The 20,162-nt window shown below is 43.7% G+C and carries 17 protein-coding genes; 12 read left to right on the top strand and 5 right to left on the bottom strand.

Annotation, left to right across the window (positions count from 1 at the left end; translation table 11 throughout):
- Positions 1-12 precede the first annotated feature (12 nt).
- From trpB to R7E51_RS15310, 3 genes are all read left to right on the top strand, one after another.
- On the top strand, positions 13-1,203 hold the full coding sequence (gene trpB, locus R7E51_RS15320; RefSeq protein WP_009706919.1) for a tryptophan synthase subunit beta: 1,191 nt from the start codon (positions 13-15) through the stop codon (positions 1,201-1,203).
- Entirely contained in the window at positions 1,203-2,009 is an 807-nt protein-coding gene (trpA, locus tag R7E51_RS15315; protein WP_085569785.1) for a tryptophan synthase subunit alpha, read from the top strand. The genes trpB and trpA overlap by 1 nt, the downstream gene beginning before the upstream one ends.
- A 196-nt stretch (positions 2,010-2,205) precedes the next feature.
- Positions 2,206-2,901, top strand: coding sequence for a Crp/Fnr family transcriptional regulator (locus R7E51_RS15310; RefSeq protein WP_005376777.1), 696 nt, complete (start codon positions 2,206-2,208; stop codon positions 2,899-2,901).
- Between the two features lie 126 nt (positions 2,902-3,027).
- On the opposite strand, the gene R7E51_RS15305 is transcribed toward R7E51_RS15310, so the two are convergent.
- The gene (locus R7E51_RS15305; protein WP_054577046.1) at positions 3,028-4,569 is read right to left on the bottom strand and encodes a long-chain-fatty-acid--CoA ligase; all 1,542 of its coding nucleotides are present in this window, start codon (positions 4,567-4,569) and stop codon (positions 3,028-3,030) included.
- Between the two features lie 543 nt (positions 4,570-5,112).
- Here R7E51_RS15305 and R7E51_RS15300 point away from each other — a divergent pair.
- The 8 genes from R7E51_RS15300 to R7E51_RS15265 all read left to right on the top strand — a co-directional run bounded on the left by R7E51_RS15300 (position 5,113) and on the right by R7E51_RS15265 (position 12,791).
- Entirely contained in the window at positions 5,113-6,372 is a 1,260-nt protein-coding gene (locus R7E51_RS15300; RefSeq protein ID WP_005376774.1) for a dicarboxylate/amino acid:cation symporter, read from the top strand.
- A 156-nt stretch (positions 6,373-6,528) separates the two neighbouring features.
- Positions 6,529-7,713: an acyl-homoserine-lactone synthase gene (locus tag R7E51_RS15295; protein ID WP_206957903.1), complete on the top strand. Its 1,185-nt coding sequence runs from the start codon at positions 6,529-6,531 to the stop codon at positions 7,711-7,713.
- Positions 7,706-10,246, top strand: coding sequence for a quorum-sensing autoinducer 1 sensor kinase/phosphatase LuxN (luxN, locus tag R7E51_RS15290; protein ID WP_206957904.1), 2,541 nt, complete (start codon positions 7,706-7,708; stop codon positions 10,244-10,246). Before R7E51_RS15295 ends, luxN begins: the two co-directional genes overlap by 8 nt.
- Positions 10,247-10,357: 111 nt before the next feature.
- Positions 10,358-10,600, top strand: a complete 243-nt coding sequence (locus R7E51_RS15285) for a hypothetical protein (protein WP_017634694.1) — start codon at positions 10,358-10,360, stop codon at positions 10,598-10,600.
- A gap of 198 nt (positions 10,601-10,798) precedes the next feature.
- Positions 10,799-11,362 (top strand): septation protein A, encoded by a 564-nt coding sequence (locus R7E51_RS15280; RefSeq protein WP_206957905.1) that lies wholly within the window; start codon positions 10,799-10,801, stop codon positions 11,360-11,362.
- A 225-nt stretch (positions 11,363-11,587) separates the two neighbouring features.
- A complete protein-coding gene (yciA, locus tag R7E51_RS15275; protein ID WP_005376768.1) occupies positions 11,588-11,983 on the top strand; it encodes an acyl-CoA thioester hydrolase YciA in 396 nt (131 codons plus the stop codon).
- A gap of 115 nt (positions 11,984-12,098) precedes the next feature.
- Entirely contained in the window at positions 12,099-12,395 is a 297-nt protein-coding gene (locus R7E51_RS15270) for a YciI family protein (protein WP_017634695.1), read from the top strand.
- A gap of 3 nt (positions 12,396-12,398) precedes the next feature.
- Positions 12,399-12,791 (top strand): GspS/AspS pilotin family protein, encoded by a 393-nt coding sequence (locus R7E51_RS15265; RefSeq protein ID WP_054574761.1) that lies wholly within the window; start codon positions 12,399-12,401, stop codon positions 12,789-12,791.
- 133 nt (positions 12,792-12,924) lie between these two features.
- On the opposite strand, the gene metE is transcribed toward R7E51_RS15265, so the two are convergent.
- A complete protein-coding gene (gene metE, locus R7E51_RS15260) occupies positions 12,925-15,207 on the bottom strand; it encodes a 5-methyltetrahydropteroyltriglutamate--homocysteine S-methyltransferase (protein ID WP_206957906.1) in 2,283 nt (760 codons plus the stop codon).
- 281 nt (positions 15,208-15,488) lie between these two features.
- Between metE and metR the strand changes: the two genes are divergently transcribed.
- Entirely contained in the window at positions 15,489-16,400 is a 912-nt protein-coding gene (gene metR, locus R7E51_RS15255) for an HTH-type transcriptional regulator MetR (RefSeq protein ID WP_206957907.1), read from the top strand.
- Positions 16,401-16,421: 21 nt separating this feature from the next.
- Here the strand turns inward: metR and R7E51_RS15250 are convergent, their stop codons facing one another.
- From R7E51_RS15250 to R7E51_RS15240, 3 genes are all read right to left on the bottom strand, one after another.
- Positions 16,422-16,622, bottom strand: a complete 201-nt coding sequence (locus R7E51_RS15250; RefSeq protein ID WP_005376762.1) for a DUF4250 domain-containing protein — start codon at positions 16,620-16,622, stop codon at positions 16,422-16,424.
- 152 nt (positions 16,623-16,774) lie between these two features.
- Entirely contained in the window at positions 16,775-17,485 is a 711-nt protein-coding gene (locus R7E51_RS15245) for a hypothetical protein (RefSeq protein ID WP_206957909.1), read from the bottom strand.
- 86 nt (positions 17,486-17,571) lie between these two features.
- Entirely contained in the window at positions 17,572-20,028 is a 2,457-nt protein-coding gene (locus tag R7E51_RS15240) for a sensor domain-containing phosphodiesterase (RefSeq protein ID WP_206957911.1), read from the bottom strand.
- Between the last annotated feature and the right edge of the window lie 134 nt (positions 20,029-20,162).

The following is a 20,162-nucleotide window of genomic DNA, read 5'->3' as shown; positions in this document are numbered from 1 at the left end:
AGGAATATAACGATGGCAAAACTGAATGCCTACTTTGGCGAATACGGCGGTCAGTACGTTCCGCAAATTCTAGTTCCAGCACTGGAGCAACTAGAGCAAGCGTTTATCGACGCGCAAGAAGATCCAGAATTCCGCAGTGAGTTCATGACGCTTCTTCAAGAGTATGCGGGCCGTCCAACTGCTTTGACTCTAACTCGTAACCTAACCAAAGGTACGAAAACCAAACTGTACCTAAAACGTGAAGACCTACTTCACGGTGGCGCGCACAAGACCAACCAAGTGTTAGGTCAAGCTCTGCTTGCGAAACGCATGGGTAAAAACGAAATCATCGCAGAAACAGGCGCAGGCCAACACGGTGTTGCAACCGCACTAGCGTGTGCACTACTTGGCCTTAAGTGTCGCGTTTACATGGGTGCAAAAGACGTTGAGCGTCAAAGCCCGAACGTATTCCGTATGAAGCTAATGGGCGCAGAAGTTATTCCTGTCCACTCGGGTTCAGCGACACTTAAAGATGCATGTAACGAAGCGCTGCGCGACTGGTCTGCAACTTACGAAGACGCGCACTACCTACTAGGTACAGCGGCAGGTCCTCACCCATTCCCAACGATCGTGCGTGACTTCCAACGCATGATCGGTGAAGAAACGAAGAATCAGATTTTGGCACGTGAAGGTCGTCTTCCTGATGCGGTTATCGCATGTGTGGGCGGTGGTTCAAACGCGATTGGTATGTTTGCTGACTTCATCGAAGAAGAAAGTGTTCGCCTAATTGGTGTTGAGCCAGCAGGTAAAGGTATCGATACTGACCAGCACGGTGCACCACTTAAGCATGGTAAAACAGGCATCTTCTTCGGTATGAAAGCGCCATTGATGCAAGATCCTAACGGTCAAGTTGAAGAATCTTACTCGGTATCTGCTGGCCTTGATTTCCCTTCAGTTGGTCCACAACACGCACACCTAAACGCAATTGGCCGTGCTGAATACGACAACGTGACAGACGATGAAGCGCTAGAAGCATTCCAAGAGATTGCACGTCATGAAGGCATCATCCCTGCACTTGAATCTTCTCACGCCGTGGCACACGCACTACGTATGGCACGTGAGAATCCAAAAAAAGAGCAATTGCTGGTTGTTAACCTATCTGGTCGTGGTGATAAAGACATCTTCACTGTACATGCCATCCTAGAAGAAAAAGGAGCGATCTAATGAGCCGTTATGAGAAGATGTTTGCGCGCCTAAACGAAACGAACCAAGGCGCATTTGTACCGTTCGTAACGGTTTGCGATCCAAACGCAGAGCAGTCTTACAAAATCATGGAAACACTGGTTGAGTCTGGCGCAGATGCCCTTGAACTTGGTATTCCATTCTCAGATCCGCTAGCCGATGGCCCAACCATCCAAGGCGCTAACATTCGCGCGTTAGACTCAGGTGCAACACCAGATATCTGCTTTGAGCAAATTGGTAAGATCCGAGCTAAATACCCAGAGTTACCTATTGGTCTTCTGATGTACGCGAACCTTGTTTACTCTCGTGGTATCGAGAACTTCTATGAGCGTTGTGCAAAAGCAGGCATCGATTCTGTTTTGATTGCAGATGTACCAACTAATGAAAGTGCCGAATTTGTTGCTGCTGCAGAAAAGTTTGGTATTCACCCAATCTTCATCGCACCACCAACGGCAAGTGATGAAACACTGAAGCAAGTATCAGAGTTAGGTGGCGGCTACACTTACCTACTCTCTCGTGCAGGTGTTACTGGCGCAGAAACCAAAGCAAACATGCCTGTAGGTCATATGCTCGATAGACTGAACCAATTTGATGCACCACCAGCGCTACTTGGTTTTGGCATCTCTGAGCCTGCACAGGTGAAACAAGCACTAGAATCTGGTGCCGCTGGTGCAATTTCTGGTTCAGCCGTGGTAAAAATCATTGAAGCGAACGTTGAGCAGCCACAAATTATGCTCGACAAGCTAAGTGAATTCGTTTCTGCAATGAAAGCTGCCACTCAAAAATAATTTCAGTTTGATATGACACAACAACGTCCGCTTAACATTATGTTTAGTGGGCGTTTTCTTACTATCGTGTTTATACCACGTCATTTTTTGTTCAACGCCCGCACTTTCCAAATCTATCTCAAGCAGAGCACTCAAAGAGTGTTAAGCTTGGGTAACTTAACTAACTCAATAAAGCAATGTGCAGTAAGGTTGCTACATGGAAGAAGTCAAAACACTGCTAGCCAAATGTCCTGTACTATCAGGGCTGCCAGATAAAGGGCTTAGTGAAGCAGCGCAAATGACTAAGGTTCGCTGCTTCGACGAAAAAGCACTGATTTGCAATAAAGGTGCGCTTCAATCTTCTCTTATGGTCATAGCTCAAGGTGCAGTGAGAGTGAACTCAATTAGTTCAAAAGGCAAAGAAGTCACACTGATGATTTTCGAAGCTGGTGGCTGGTTTGGAGACAATGTTTTTTCTCCCGGTATGCCTCGTATTTTTGGTGCGACCGCGCATTCTGACGTGACTGTAATGGAGCTTCCTGGAGATAAATTTCGCCAATTACTCGCCAAATACCCTCAAAGTTACCCCACTATACTCGACTTACTTAGCCGCCGCTTGTGGTCTGCTATTTCTGTTATCGAAGATGACGCGATTAGAGGAATTGAAGAACGAGTCGCCAAAAGGTTACTGCTGCTTGCAGAATACCAACTTAATCAAGCGATCGATACTCGACCATGCGTTGTCAGGGTAACAAGAGAACATATCGCTAACATGATGGGGCTAACTCGTCAGAGCGTACACAAGATACTAAAACGATTAGAAAGTATCGGGATGCTAGAGCTAAACTATGGCTCAGTAACCATTACCAATCCGAAACGCTTAGAAGAATACTTTAAAGAACTCGAGCAATAGATCCATTCAACAAACGGTAAGTATTGTCTAACGACAGCTAAAAAGCTTATGCATCTAATTGGTTAAGAGCACAACACCATTTGCGCTTAGGCAAGTGGCGCTGTGACACAAAAACCATTGAATTGACTAAGCTATATTCAATTCAGATTTCAACTCACGTTTCAAAATCTTTCCTGTCGCACTCATCGGGAGGTGTTCACGAATTTCGACATAACGAGGATATTTAAACGAGGCTAATTGCTCTTTACCCCACTTTTGTAATGAATCGGCGTCAATATATTCTTTTGGTTTAAGTACAACGTAGGCTTTTATCTCTTCGCCATACTCTTCATTTGGAATCCCTATCACCGCTACCATTGAAACTGCAGGATGAGTCATGAAAACTTCTTCAATTTCTCTGGGATAAACATTAAATCCACCTCGAATGATCAGATCTTTCATTCTATCGACAATAAATAAATTACCTGAACTGTCAAAGCGGCCCACATCACCAGTATGGAACCAACCATTTTGTAGCGCAGATTCAGTAACTTCTGGACGGTCAAGATATCCCTTCATAACATTATGACCACGCACAACAATCTCACCTTCTTCGCCTATCGGTAGTGCATTGCCTTCAATGTCGATAACTCTTACTTCGACGCCTTGAACCGGTTGACCTACCGAGCCTGGTATACGCTCCTGATCCAAATGATTAAAACATGCAATAGGACTTGTCTCCGACAAGCCGTACCCTTCTAAGATCGGCACATTAAATGTTTCTTCAAAGGTTCGAAAGATTTCGGTTGGTAATGGCGCACCACCGCTTACTGCAACACGCAATGACGAGGTATCAAATTGATGCTGCACATGAAGCAGACCGATGTACATCGTTGGCACACCAGCAAATATCGTCACCCTATGTTTTTCCACCAGCTCAAGAACATGTTTAGGCTCAAACCTAGGCACTAACACCAATGTTGCCCCGCCCAAAACACTAGCATTTAAGTGGACGGTTTGACCAAATGTATGAAATAAAGGCAAAGTTACTAAGTGAATATCATCGGCCTGGCTGCCCATAATGTTTTGTGCCACCAGAGCGTTCATTATGATGTTCTGCTGAGTCAGTTCAGCGCCTTTTGGTAAGCCTGTCGTCCCTGATGTATACAAAATCACACATGTATCATCCGCATTACGCGGTATATAATCCGGCAACGGTTGGACATCGGCTATAAACGCATTGAGAGTTATTACACCATTCCAATAGCTTTCATCTTGAGATTGAGTCAATACGACTATGCCTTCGCATGTATCGACTTGTTCAAAGGCTTTGACACCCTCTTTTGCCATTGGCAGTTCTTTCGTCCCTTCAAAGCAGAAATAAAACTTCGCTTTTGAATCTTCTAAGTGATACTTAATTTCTCGCGCTTTCAAAAGCACATTTAATGGGACTGCAACCGCGCCAGCTTTTTGTATTGCATAATAAACAAACGCGAAAAAAGGAATGTTTGGGCATGAAATCGCAACGCGGTCACCTGGCTTTACGCCTTTATTGATTAAAGACGCTGCGATCTTGCCGGCGATCGCATCAAACTGCGCATAATTTATCTTTTCAGTGCCACATATCAACGCCGTTTTATCTGGTTTACTCGCAGCATTTCTTTGTAACGCAGCAGCAAGATTCATCATAGTCTCTTCACCTCTTACTTGTCTTTCTCGTCTAATCAGCTCAGGAGCATTAACTAAGCAAGTTATCCTTAACACTGGATCGTCAGCATTTGATTCTCACCAGTCATTACCATTTAACATTATGTTTACAACGCAATCAGGACTAAGAATGTAAAGCAATTAACATTTCAGAAGGCAAATTAATAAAAGTGTGAGCTTGAAAGAGATGAATTGTTATAAATATCACCCCAAGTCACTAAAAACTCTGACTGCAATAGCAAATACAAAAGCGGTTAAAATTAACAAAAAGAAAACAAATAAAGAAAAATAAACTTGAACAATCCCAAGCGTAACCCTTATAAGAAAAATCAATAGCAAACGTTTGCTATTGAACAAAACTTTATCGTTCGTCAATAAAATATCGATTAACCCATCAATAATACCTTGCTGCATATTGCCAATTGTAAACGATAAGTGTAAAAAGCAAGGCGAGATAATTATCCGTAAATCCATTTATGGTTAGTGGGTAATTTTAGGATTTTACATTTTATTAGCACAGAGGTTATGGAAGTGTTAAAAGAAAAGAGTTTGCTAAACAACATTGGCGTACAAGTCGTAATCGCCATGATCGTGGGCACAGCCGTTGGTGCCATGATGGGTCATGATGCGACAGTGTTCGCTCCTTTAGGTGCTATCTTTATCAACTTAATCAAAATGTTGGTTATTCCTTTGGTCGCTGTAGCCTTGATTTCTGGCGCCGCTGGTCTTGGGAACAGCCAGTCAGCAGGTAAAGTTGGCATCGTCACTCTAGGTTATTTTGGTTTAACATCCGCCCTAGCCGTTGCGCTTGCACTATTTATGGGTGAAGTATTCCAACCAGGCATGGGTATCGACGTCTCTGGCGTTGAAGGCATGTTCTCAGCAGAATACGCTTCAAAAGGTGAACTACCTACTTTCTGGGCAACCATCACTGGTATGATCCCAACCAACGTTTTCCAATCACTAAATGAAGCAAACATCCTACAGATCCTCGTTTTCTGTATGTTCTTTGGTATTGCGATTTCTAAGCAAGCAAAAGAGCGTCGTGAACCAATCATCAATGGTGTTAACTGCATCGTTGACGCAATGGTTTGGATGATCAACAAAGTAATGATCATTGCACCTATCGGTGTATTTGGTCTGATGGCAGAAGCCGTCGGTACGTTTGGTTTTGGTGCGCTAATGGTGGTGTTTAAACTGTTCGTTGTTTACGTTGCCGCCATCCTAATCTTCGGTTTCGTTGTTTACCCAGCAATGGTGCATGTTTTCACGAAGACATCTGCGAAGAAATTCCTGTCTTCAATGAAGAAACCGCAAGCAGTTGCGCTTTCAACAGCGTCTTCTATGGCAACACTGCCTGTCACAATGGACACCTGTGAAAAAGAGCTGGGCGTAAAAAATTCAACTGCATCATTTGTTCTGCCTCTAGGCGCAACGATCAACATGTCAGGTAATGCGATTTACTATGGCTTGGTTGCTATCTTCTTTGCTCAACTGTTCAATATCGATCTAGGCATGGGCGCTTACATTGCAATTATCGTAACGTCTACATTGGGTGCGGTTGGTCAAGCGGGTGTTCCTGGCCCTTCTTTCCTAGTGGTTGCCGTGCTTCTTGCCGCTGGCATTCCAATTGAAGGTCTACCGCTGCTATTCGCTCTTGACCGTATTTTCGATATGATTCGTACAGCACTGAACATCACAGGTGATGCTGCATGTGCAGTTATCGTTGATGCGCTAATTGAAGAAGAAACGGCAGAAGCTGAGCTAAAAAAGCAAGAAGCCTAACCCTTTCTTGAATAGACCAAAAACCGCTCATAATGAGCGGTTTTTTTGTCTTTTCTTGCATTACGTAACTATACAAATAGAAACCGATGGCATAAATTTTTCAAAATGATATAAACCATTACAAAATATAACAAAACGTTAGAGCTAGGTTATATCATGAGTCTTGAGCAATCTTTGGAATATCTCACCAAAATAAATTTGCCGATCGAATCAAAGCAGCAGGCCCTGGTTGACTCAGTTATTCTTACCCTAACGAAACAAAAACGAGATGCTCTTTTTCAACAGGTTGCTCTGTATCGAATAAAACTGCTTAAATCTCTCTTTCCTAAACACGCATCAAAAAGTCTTTCTGCACTATTTGAGTTAATGGATTATCGAGATTTAGTGCAACAGTATCCGACAGGTTTCTCCAAAGAGATTCGTTTACTTGAACAACTTGCCGCAGATTGTTACCCGCATTGGATGGTTTTCTGGTGTCAATGCGAGATCGAAGCAATCAAGCAAAAATATCCTTCAAACGAAGCTGCGATTCCTACTCCGCTTCCGTTTGACGACCACAGCTATACTAGCGTGTTAATTGAAGATATCGCAGATTGCGATCTTGAGGTAATGCTGCCAAATCATGCAGCGTTAATGCCGATTTCCGAAGCGATCACACTGAGTAATCTTGAACTTTTCGTCCAAACTGAACAATGGTTTGAAATCTTGCCTCTTTTATCACTCTCGCAAAAAGGGCAGCACTTTGCCCTCTTGCTCAAATCGTCATCTTCACCAATCATGGTCTCCTCCGCTTTAGTGCAAAGCTGGCATCAACGAAATAACTGGCTCAGTTACTCACCACAGTTTAGTAACGAACAATGGCAGTTTTGCTTTCCTAATCATGGGTACAGTGTTCTCAATCAACTGGGTATTTTGGAGTGTCGTGCTCTAACTCATGAGCACACTCTTGTTGGGTTTGATGCTCAGTTTCAATCTCATGTAAAGAACACTGAAGCGGTTTGCGAAGTACTGCGTCTTACGGTGGGAGGCAACATTCAACAAAAGCTGTATTTTTTGTATCTGGCGCAAAAAACTATGATGAGCGAGCTCTATAAAGCAGGCTATAAGCTCGGCTTTACCATTATTGAGCAAGTGTTTATGTTAAATTTCTATCAATCTATTGATTTAAGTGCCTACTTTCACTCAGGATACCGCGACATTAACGGTGACGGTACCAAGACATACCGCGGTTTCTGGAATTTAGGTATGATGGTTGAAGCATTTCAAGACATACAATTTCGCGACTACAAACATTGCGTACGAACAAAAAGAATGGATAAAAAGGTGAATGAGCATGCTTGATGTTCATTTGCACGGTCTCTTTTACCCAAAAGCAATGGCATTGTACGCGACTGTACTAATAGTATTCGCTTGGCTACTGTATTACTGCTATCGCCTAAAACAGAAGAGTGAATCAATCTTAGGCTCGCATCACGCGCCTTACATCGCTTATTCCAGCTGTATCATTGTTTGGATAAGCAGCAACGCCTATTTCCATACCGATTTATTGCCAGAATTAGGCTCTGTTGGTGGCATTTTTATGGCTAAGTTAGCGAACTTAGCGTCTTTTTTCGCCTTTGCGTTTGCATTCTATTTTTCTTGCCAGTTAACCGCAGATGTTAAAAAAACAGCGGTCAAAGTCTGGCAAAAAGTCGTCTTTGTCGCACTAGCAACGTATTCACTGTACATCAACTTAGTGCCGAATCTTACTGTCGAAAATGTCACCATTAGTGGTCCAAGCCAGTTCGTCATTGAATTTGGCCCACATACCTCATATTTTTTCATTAGTTTGCTAGCTTTCGTGGTACTAACGCTGCTTAACTTGATTGCCATGCGCGCTAACAGCAGCAAGCTCACGCTAGCAAAAAGCAACTATATGATCGCTGGCATTTTGGTATTCATGTTATCTACGGCAGTGATACACCTTGGAATGACGTATTTCCTTGGCGACTTCTCCCTAACTTGGTTACCACCAGCACTTTCAATCAGCGAAATGTTGTTTGTGGGCTATGCCCTACTTACCTCTCGCTTCTACAGCGCTAAATATCTCACGTACTTAACGGTAAGCGCGCTCTTAGTCTGCGCCATTTTTGTTCTGCCGCTAGGGGCGATATTTATTCCTATCTCTGAAGATAACCAATGGCTTGTTGCGGTACCTTTATGCGCGCTTATCGGTATCACTTGGCACTTGCTTTTTAAGCGAGTCAGTCGTTTCGCTTCGTATTTTATTTATGGGAAACGACACACTCCCGTTCAGCAAATCCTTGGGTTAGAGGAAGAGTTTAAACGCTCAATAGATGATGCTATGCGTCAGTTGGCATCGTTACTTAACATACCAAACAACAAGCTACAGCTAGTCACTAGCAATTACACAGAAACGTTTTACGAAGAGTACCTGCCGTCAAGCAAGTCAGTTCTCGTGCTAGATGAGTTGTCTGAAGAAATTGATTATGCCTCCTCTTCTAAAGGGTCGATGAGAAAGCTCTACGAGCGCATGCGCTCAAGCAATACTGCGCTCGTTATGCCTCTCTTCGGTCGTGGAAAGTCTGTTACTCACTTACTAATTTCTTCACATAAAATAGATAATAAGCTGTTTTCTAATGAAGAAATCTCAGCTCTGCAAACGTTATTAGTTCGCATCCAGAGCACCATTGAAGCCGATAGAAAGGTACGCCAAAGCCGTGCGCTGGCTAACTCCATTGCACATGAAATGCGTAACCCTCTCGCTCAAGTACAATTACAATTTGAAGCTTTAAAACAGCATATAGAGTCAAACGCCTCACTGGATACGCTAAAAAGAGAAATTGATAAAGGTGAAGCCGCTATACAACGCGGTAGACAACTTATCGATATTATTTTACGAGAAGTTAGCGACAGTTCACCAGAGCATGAGCCTTTAGCTCTCACTTCCATACATAAAGCCATCGACCAAGCAGTAAGCCGTTATGGTTTTGAAAACGATCAAATAATAGAGAGAATTAACCTGCCACAGGCACACGATTTTGTCGCGAAGTTAAATGAGACCCTGTTTAACTTTGTCATTTTCAATTTGATTCGTAACGCTATCTACTATTTTGATTCTTATCCCGACAGTCAAATTGAGATTCGTACCCAGACGGGGGCTTACGAAAACATTCTGATCTTCCGAGATAGTGGGCCAGGTATAGATAGCAGTATCTTACACAAGATATTTGATGACTTTTTCTCGTATCAAAAAAGCGGAGGCAGTGGCTTAGGTTTGGGCTATTGCCAACGTGTTATGCGCTCCTTCGGAGGACGAATAGAGTGCCAGTCTGAATTGAACGAGTTCACAGAATTCTACTTGTATTTCCCAGTCGTACCAAACGCACCAAAACCAGAGACATTAAGAGCACCGGACTTTGATAGCTGGAAAGCAACTGCATCACATTCTGAAAATCATTCAGCTCAACACGTACAAGTATGTAAAGATGCACCAACAGTGCTCATTGTAGATGACAAAGAGGTGCAACGCACCTTGGTACAGATGTATTTAAAAAGATTGGGAGTCAACAGCTTACAAGCAAATAATGGAGCCTCTGCGGTAGAACTATTCCACTCTCACAAGATTGATCTCGTTCTTATGGATGTCCAAATGCCGGTAATGAATGGATTTGACGCCAGCCAACGGATTAAGCAAATCACATCCTCCGTTCCAATCATTGCCTTATCTGGTGAGTCTGGAGCTAGAGAGTTGGAGCTAATTTCGACACTCATGGATGACAGGCTCGAAAAGCCCACCACGTTAAATGCACTTCAAGTCGTCATCCAAAGATGGTTACAGAACGAGAATTTTGCACCTTCCAACACTTTTTAATTTGCAAATATAGAATTGGCACTAGATGTGCATTATTGGAGTAAATCGAATTATCCAGAAGGTCAAGCAGGCTGCAAATGAGTAGCGTATGAGCTTGATAAGGAGATCGCCATGTTACTTCATCGACATACATACTACGGCTTGATTCATCATGGAATCAAAACACTGTTACTTGATCGCTTAGGCCACTATACAGAAGAAGAGTATCATCAATATCTGACCCTGATGACTGGTAAATCCACTTGCTTCACGATGTCTCTCGAAGAGCTAGAAGCAACGGTCGATAACTTACTGCGGGAAGGCTATTTAGAAGATGTAAAAACGCTTATTTCCCAATATCAACGTGTGGCTTAAGGTTTAAAACTCTCAACTCTATTGCCGCTTCACGCGGCAATTTTTATTCCTTCCATTTGCTGTTTCGACGTGGAAGAAGCTTGCGGGCTGTACGATATACTAAGCGTTACTATTCTTACCTTAACTTCCTCAGTATTCACATCTTGTCAGATTCCGTTAGACTGTCTTCAATTCAACAATTAGGTAGATTTTGCCATCATGAAGCAGATCCTAGACTTTATACCACTCATCGTTTTCTTCGCTTTATACAAGCTGTACGACATCTACGTGGCGACAGGTGCACTGATCGTAGCAACAGCCATTCAGCTTGTCGTCACCTATGCGCTGTATAAGAAAGTCGAAAAGATGCAGCTAGTAACATTTGTTATCGTCACTATCTTCGGCGGCATGACCCTTTTCTTCCACGACGACAATTTTATAAAGTGGAAAGTCACCATCATTTACGCGATTCTGGCGATTGGCTTAGCAGTGAGCCACGCATTGGGAAAATCAGCCATCAAAGGTATGCTAGGCAAGGAAATTACGTTACCTGACGCTGTTTGGGCAAAGATTAACTGGGCTTGGGTTGGCTTCTTCTCATTCTTCGCTGGCCTAAACATTTATATTGCTTACGAATTGCCGTTGGATGTTTGGGTTAACTTCAAAGTATTTGGAATGTTGATCGCGACATTTGCTTACATGATTGCGACTGGCTTTTACATTTATAAACACATGCCAAAAGAACAAAAAAATAACTCATCCGATGTGTCCACTGATGATTAAAAACTCAGTTTTGCTATAATCCGCGACTTCACAGCGACCTTAGGGTCGCTGTTTTGCTCCATGTATCAGTAAACCGCTCAAACAACGTACCGTTTTCAGACCATTCTTGCTGCTGTAAACCAACTTTCTCTGGTCCGGTATCTGCGGTTTTTTAAGGACCTTTGGTTCTAGGTATTTACTATGTTGGCGCTTAGTTTGAGCGCCTTTAAGATTTAGGATGTCACAATGAGTCAAGAAATTAGCTCTCCGAAAGGTCAAATGCTGCTTCGTACCCTTGCAATGCCTGCAGATACAAACGCCAATGGCGATATTTTTGGCGGTTGGATAATGTCTCAGCTCGACTTAGCAGGCGCGATTCTGGCAAAAGAGATCTCTTGTGGTCGCGTTGTCACCGTTTCGGTATCAAGCATTACGTTCAAAAAACCTGTTGGTGTGGGCGATGTCGTATGCTGCTACGGCGAATGCACTAAGATCGGCCGCACATCCATGAGTGTCGATTTGGAAGTATGGGTCAAACCCGTCAAAGCTCACGGTGTTGGCGAACGCTTCATGGTTTGTGATGCGACCTTCAACTACGTAGCCATTGACAGTGAAGGTAAACCACGTCCGGTTCAGAATTAGTCAACCTACAACGCTAACAGTTAGAAAGGACCTCACATTTTCTGTTGTTCACTTGTGAGAGACACAAAAAAGGCGTTAAATTAACACTTTACCCTACCAATTAAGGAACTATGCTATGTGGTATGTCATCTTTTCACAGGACGTTGAGAACTCGTTGGAAAAACGCATGAGCGTTCGCCCACAACACTTGGGTCGCTTACAAAAGCTACAAGACGAAGGTCGCCTTCTTACAGCTGGTCCGATGCCTGCGATAGATTCTGACAATCCTGGTGAAGCTGGATTTACGGGCTCAACTGTCATCGCTGAATTCGCCTCTCTAGAGGATGCTAAAGCGTGGGCAGAAGCCGATCCTTATGTAGCGGCTGGTGTTTACGATCATGTAATCGTGAAACCGTTCAAAAAAGTGTTTTAATTTATGAAAAAATTACTGTGTCTTTTCTTGGTATTTGGTGCTCTGGCTGGCTGTTCATCAACCGATGATAATCAGCGCCAACTTGAGCTTATGGCATCAAACCGAGCAGGAGTCTTGTCTGCGGGCCTCCCTTTAGAGTACGGTCCACTGCAAATAATGCGTGTCTCATCCAACAAAAATGTTGTAGAGATGATGATGATTTATAACGATAGCGCACTCGGTGCAAAGCCGTTAAATCAAGTACTGAATACCAGTATCTATACCTACTGCAGCAACCCAGAAGTTCGCAAGCAAATTGATATGGGCTTGATGTATCGTATTAAGGTACGTAATTCTCGCGGTCAGTTGATGGCAGATGAGTTGGTTTCCGCACAGACTTGTACTCAGGTGAAGTAGCTACAGTAATTTTTGTTGCTTTCGGCATGAGACGATGATTCGCTATTATTGGATAATCTGAAAACGAAAGTTAACAATTAAGAATAGAAAAACGGAGACCACAGTCTCCGTTTTTATTTGCTGTAACGATGTGTTACGCCAGCTCAGCACGGAGCTTCTTCGCCGCTGAAACCAGATTTGCCAATGCGGCTTCTGTCTCCTTCCAGTTTCGTGTTTTCAGACCACAATCTGGGTTTACCCACAAACGTTGAGCCGGAATTTTTTCTGCCGCTTTCTTGATTAAACCTTCAATCCATTCTTCCGTAGGAATGTTTGGTGAGTGAATGTCATAAACACCAGGGCCAATTTCGTTCGGGTAATTGAACTCTTCAAATGCTTTCAGCAGCTCCATATTTGAGCGAGATGTTTCAATGGTAATGACGTCCGCATCGAGTGCCGCAACCGAATCAATGATTTCATTGAACTCGCTGTAACACATATGAGTGTGAATCTGAGTTTCTGGTTTTGCACTTGCCGCAGAGACCTTAAAGGCATTTACGGCCCATTCTAAGTACGCTTTGTGATCGCGTTTTTTGAGTGGTAAACCTTCTCGAATGGCTGGCTCATCAATTTGAATGATATTGATGCCTGCATCTTGCAGGTCAGACACCTCATCACGCAGTGCCAAAGCAAGTTGCTGCGCAATTTCTTGACGTGTGATGTCTTCACGTGGGAACGTCCAACACAAAATCGTAACTGGTCCAGTCAACATGCCTTTCATCTGTTTGCTGGTTAGCGACTGGGCGTACGTCGACCATTCAACCGTGATCGGTTTTTCACGTTCAATGTCAGCAACTACAATGGCAGGTTTCACACAGCGAGAGCCATAACTCTGTACCCAACCAAATTTGGTCGTTTGAAAACCCGCCAAGTTCTCAGCGAAGTATTCCACCATGTCGTTACGCTCTGCTTCACCATGAACAAGCACATCTAGGTCGAGCGCCTCTTGACGTTTTACTGCGTCAGCAATATGTCCTTTAAGTGCTTGGATATATTCAGACTCAGATAATTGACCTGTACGATAAGCACTGCGCTGAACACGAATTTCACCCGTTTGAGGGAAAGAACCGATTGTCGTGGTTGGCAACAGAGGCAAGCCCAATACTTCAGCTTGATGCGCAGCACGCTCCGCGTAAGGTGCGCTGCGCTCGGCAAGTGACGCTGTAATGTTGTTTAAACGCGCTTGAACTTGTGGCTTATTCACATGCGTTGCCGTTTTACGTGCTTTGATTGGCTGGCTGTAGGTATCACAAGCGAGAATCGCATCTTGATCACCATCGAGTGCGCGGCCAAGCAAGGCGACTTCTGTTACTTTTTGTTTTGCGAACGCAAACCAGCTTTTCACTTCCTCACTGAGTTCTGTTTCCTGTTCCAGATCAACCGGGCTATGTAGCAAAGAGCATGAGCTCGCAACCCAAAGGTTGTCGCCCAGTTTTTCTTTTACTGGCTGTAGACGTTCAAGTTGGGCACTTAAATCCGAACGCCACACGTTACGACCGTTGACCACGCCAGCAGACAGCACCCACCCCTCCGGTAGTTTGGCAACCACGTCGTCAAGCTGCTGAGGCGCGGCAGATAAATCGATATGCAAACCATCCACCGGTAGCTCTACAATTTTGTCTAGCGTATCGCTTACGGAGTCAAAGTACGTCGTTAGCAGCACTTTTACATCGCTTCGAATCACTTGGTAGGCCAGCTTAAACGAATCAGCCCATTTGCTTTCTAGCTCCAGTGACAAAATTGGCTCATCAATCTGAACCCACTCAACACCTTGACTTGCTAGCTTTGCCAAAATAGCTTGGTAAGCAGTAAGTAAGCGTGGTAGCAGGGTTAAGCGGTCAAACCCTTCTTCGACCTCTTTGCCCAAGTAAAGGTAACTGACTGGGCCAAGCAAAACAGGCTTCACTTGGTGGCCAGCTTGAAGCGCTTCGTTGACTTCTTCAAACAGTTGCGGCCAGCTCACTTCAAACGTATCGTCCTTGCTGAATTCAGGGACAATGTAATGGTAGTTTGTGTTGAACCATTTGGTCATATCCGATGCCGCAGCGCCCGCACAGCTGCAACCCGCCTGAGATTGACCGCGACCCACTTTGAACAACGTATCCAGGTTAGGGAAACCATCAGCGTGACGCTTTGGCACATGACCCAATAGCAACGTGGTCGTCAGTACATGATCGTACCAAGCGAAGTCGCCAGCGGTGGCAAAACTCAAGCCAGCATCTGTTTGCGTTTGCCAGTTTTTAGCGCGCAGATCTGCTCCAACCTTTTTAAGCTCTGCTTGATCAATTTCTCCGCGCCAGTATTTTTCCTGAGCGAATTTTAATTCTCGTTTTTCACCGATGCGTGGATAACCTAATATGTGAGTCGTTGTCGCCATGTCCCTATTCCTTTCTCAATTTTGTTCAATTTGTTTGGATCAGAGCATCTTTCGGTAAAGAATAAGATGTCTGGATGGCTAAACTATCGCTCTCATCTGATATTAGAACAACGTCCATTTATTCAACTTGTTTATTAAAAAAATTCATCATGAAGCGACATGATTCGCAAATAAAAACAACAAATAGACGTCTAGACGTTTACATATCCATTTTTTGTCGTTAAGTTATTTACACGATTGCTATTCTGTTCATAGCGAGCAACAAAGGATGAAAGGAATTCATGATAGAGCTAAAACATTTGCGGACACTCACTTCGCTTCGAGACACTGGCTCTCTAACGGCGACAGCGACCGCTTTGCATCTCACTCAGTCGGCACTGTCTCATCAGATCAAAGATTTGGAGGCGCGAATTGGAGGGCAACTGTTCCTGAGAAAGACTCGTCCGGTGAAGTTCACTTCAGAGGGAGAAATCCTATTGCGTCTTGCAGAAGATATCCTTCCGAAACTCGCAAGAGCAGAAAATGATTTAGCGAGCTTGAAAGAGGACGTCAATGGCCGATTACATATGGCCATTGAATGTCACTCTTGCTTCCAATGGCTAATGCCTGCACTTAGGGAGTACCAACTTGCTTGGCCAAGCGTAACATTGGACTTTTCCTCTGGTTTTGGCTTTGAACCACTCCCAGCTCTATTGGCAGGCGAACTCGATCTTGTTATTACTTCCGATATCCAACCTCGATCCGAAGTCCACTACGAGCCTCTATTCGACTTTGAAATGCGTTTAATTACCGCAACCAACCACCCATTGGCGGAAAAAGAAATTATTGATCCGCAAGATCTCGCAGCTCAAACCATGCTCTCTTATCCGGTTCAAAAACAAAGGCTAGACGTCGTAAAACACTTTCTTCAGCCAGCAGGAATAGAACCTGCGAAATGGAAGCAAGCCGACAACACTCTCATGTTAGTTCAGATGGTCTCTGCTGGATTAGGGGTGGCGGCACTACCCAATTGGGCGATTTCTGAATTTTCTCGCCAAGGTCTTATTACCAGTAAACCTTTCGGCCAAGGCTTATGGCGTCGCTTGTTTGCTGCAACGCGTCACTCAGAGAAAGAAAAGCGTTACTTACAAGCTTTTTTCGCAACCGCGAGGCTACAATGTAAAAGCCACCTTGACGGAATCAAGGTGGCTTAAAAGATTTGGGTTATGAAAGGCTTAGCGTTGATATGCTTTAAATTGGTTAGTCAATGGATCGTACTGATAACCGAGCATATCAAGCTTGCCGACTACAGACTCTACATCCATCTCATACACTGATACTAACTCGTCAAAACTGTCGCACTCTAAACGTAGCTTTTCGTTGACGATACCTAGCAAAATAGTGCTGTCCAGATTACCTACATTGCTTAAATCCATCGCGACTCTCCTCTTCGACAAGGTATATAAACAAGCGTAGTAGTAATCACGCGAATTTAAAGTGAGTGCGATCTAAAACGTGATCACCTTATACCCAAGCACCAAGAAAGCACTTGGATATAAGCCGTCTAGCTTTGTCTTTAGAATAGAGGTTAAGCCGCGAGAGAGAATAAACCTTGCAGGCTCGTCATCGACGCGAGTGCTAGCAACAAGGCAACGCTCAGTTGCACCTTTTCTGGTTTCTTATGCGTAAAAATATGCCAACACCACACAATAATTGAAGAAATTAACATAGCTAAAGACAGCAAGATTGACTGTGTTGCAGCGTTTAGTGTGGCTTCATTTAACTGGTAAGAAGCAAACAACGTTGCGATGACTAATAGCATTCCAGACACAATGCCCGTAACTGGTAAAATACGGTGAAATGCCTGTAATCTGCTGCGAGCTATCGTAAGCAGCAATTGAGAAAATGACGCCCCAAGGAAAAATATCATTAGCGCCATCGCTATCGATGCTGGCCAGCTTGATTGCTCAAATACTTGAATACTCACATACGCAAAGGCCAAACCATTCGCTAAATGCATCGCCCATAGTGGCCCTTTTTCACGCGTTTTCTTGGTTTGAACCTGAGAATAGAAGTAGAAAATAGCAAACACGATCATAAATGCTTCAATGCGAAGTGACGCAACAGCGAGCCACAATACAGCTACTGCTGGCAACATTTTATGAAGACGTCCTCGCTGACCAGGACAAATATCGCCCTTTATTAGAAGCAAAGTCAGTAGCGCTTGTGCGCCAAATAGCATCGGAGGGAAAGTAACCAGCAATTGTTGAATCATGTTGAATGCACGCTCAAAAGTCATTTTGGGGTGCGATAATATCAAATCAACTATCGCCAAACCACCGAAAGTCGGCCCCCAAATGAGCTAAAACGGTAAGACAATTTTATTCACAGAGAAGCAAGATACTTCAACGCGTCTTCCTGCGTTAAAACTCCACGGTACTCTTCTTTGGTATTACACAATACCCAAGGGAAACGAATGCCGGTTTTAACCAACTCTCGAATAACAGAGACAGGTAAATCCTCATCAACCAACACAAATTCGGTGCTCATTATCTGATTAACAGAACGTTTCCAAATTCTGCTTTCTCGTTCAGTTTCTCGCTCTGTGCCCATCGAGGGCGTTAGGTGTAAATTCACCGTCTCTTTCGTAATTAACCCAACACAACGATTTTCATTGAGAACAACTAAAGGCAAGCTTGGATTCAAATTCATGTACTCCACTGCCAAGGAGAGCGGTTCTCCAGGGTCCATAGACCTGACTTGTTCATGGCTCAAAGATTGCAACACATCACTTTGCTTAGACTCAATCGCGATGTCAGAGAACAGATGCTCATAACTGTCCGCTTTATCCATCAAATCGACAGGCACGGCAGCAGAAAATAGAAAGCCCTGCATGTAATCGACACCGATTTCTGCCAATACTTGAAGTTCTTGCTTAGATTCCACGCCTTCAGCAACCACTTTTACATTCATTTGCTGTGCAAGCTCGGTGACCATTTTCACAATGTTATAGCTGGTGCTCCCTTTATGAATGTTCTTGATGAATTTTCGGTCTATTTTCAGTAAATCAAACTGCCCTTTTTCTAGATAAGAAAAAGAAGAATACCCAGTACCGAAGTCATCAATCGCGATCTCAATGCCCTCTTTCCGCACTTCCTCTAGAGCTCGAGTATGCTCCTCATCTTGTTCAAAATACGCGGTTTCTGTTAGCTCGATAGTTACTCGCTTAGGGTCTACACCACTGGCTTTAATCAAATCATGCGACCGCTGAAGGATCTGAAGAGAATCCAATTTCGTATTGAGGGAGCGATTGATGGTCACGCCCACTTCCTCGCCATAAATTTCTTGTAAGCGCGGAAAGTGCTTCAATGCAGCTTGGCAGACCACATCATCAAGTGCCGCTATGAGTTCTAGATCTTCAATAATAGCTATCATCTTCTGCGTACAATACGCATCATTTTCATCATAGAAGCGTGCGAGGGCCTCGAACTTAACCACGCTTCCGGTTTGAACGTCGATAATCGGTTGAAAGTAAACGTCCACTAGTCCACTCTCTATTTGCGCCTCCAAAAACGCCTCGAGATGTTGGCGCTTCACTAATTCAGAGTGAAGTTCACTGTCGTAAAAGTTGAAATAGCTGCCTTCACCGGAAATAGAGGACAACATCGCTTGCGCTGCATGTGCTAGCGCTTGTCTTGGTCGGTTCGTATCATAGCCAAGGATTGACACACCAGTTTGGCCTTTAACGATAGTGGCATGCATTTTTGTGCCCATTTCATTTCTAAGCTCATTAAAGAATCCTTTCATGGCAATTTGGATCAAACGAACCGGGCTCAACCATTGACAATGAGGGGTCTGCAAGCATACGACAAACACATCCCGAGATAACTGCCCCGCAATACTGGTGTAGCGACTTCGCATAATAAAATCTGCAAAACCTAATTGCTGTTCAAGCAAGTATCTCTCCGAAAACTTGGGTCTGAGTGTCATAACAATGTTGAGTTCTTTATTTCTGCTTTCATTCGCTAAGGTAGCTAATTGGAGTTCAAATTCTTTCCTCGTTGGTAAAAAGGCAGCCCAATCATGCTGTTGTTCACAACGATTTTTCATCCACAACAACGAAGCAGAAATATCCGTAGAAAATCCGAGATAAAGAATTCGTCCAGAATGAAACGTAAGTCGGTAAATACAAAGATGATGAGCTTGGTTGCTACCGTTTGCTGTTTTGCTCAGCAAGTTACCACACCAACATCCTTCATCATTAATTTGCTGCCACAGCTGATCATAAAACGCTTGGCTATGGTGAGAGGTACTGAAAATATGAGTTTTAAGCCCAACCAGATCTCGGTTTTGATAACCCATTTGTAACTCAAAGGCACGGTTACAACCTAAGATGCGCGTATCTTCATCGGCAACTAAAACGCCTACATTCGGCAAATCAAAAATCGTTTCGAGGATTGTCGCTAACTCCTCGCAACCAGTGATTGTTAATTGTGGAATGATAGTGCCTTGGATAATGCGCTTATTGAGCCTTTCAAAACTAATAGTCACGTGCACTAAGTTAACGTTTTTTAGCATCATGCAACAAGAAAACCGCCCCCGTCCGCCAAATAGTTCCACTTCTAGAATTCGTTGTTTTAGCGTTTCTTGTTGCCCCATCAGCATATGATCAAACAAGTTATTTAGGCTGGTTACTGGCGTACTTATCCCAAATGCCTTTGCCATTCCTTGCTGATCACATTCGAACTCGCGAGTATCAATATCGTAAGACCACTCTATAACAGGAGTTAGACTGGAAGTCGTTTGCATTTTTGGATGCACTGTTGTCGTAGATTCACTCATACCCTAGCCCCTTTTTTGTAATTAGCCCAAGGCTCAAAATTCACAGTCAATTCGCGACATTCCAGTTGGGACCTGCCGATCCTCTTTATAGATGGATTGTGTCAACGATAAGCCTATCGACTTAGAACTATTTC

The sequence above is a fragment of the Vibrio sp. Vb1166 genome (genome assembly GCF_033338695.1).
GTDB lineage: Bacteria > Pseudomonadota > Gammaproteobacteria > Enterobacterales > Vibrionaceae > Vibrio > Vibrio alginolyticus.
This window is presented reverse-complemented; position numbering and strand designations above follow the sequence as displayed.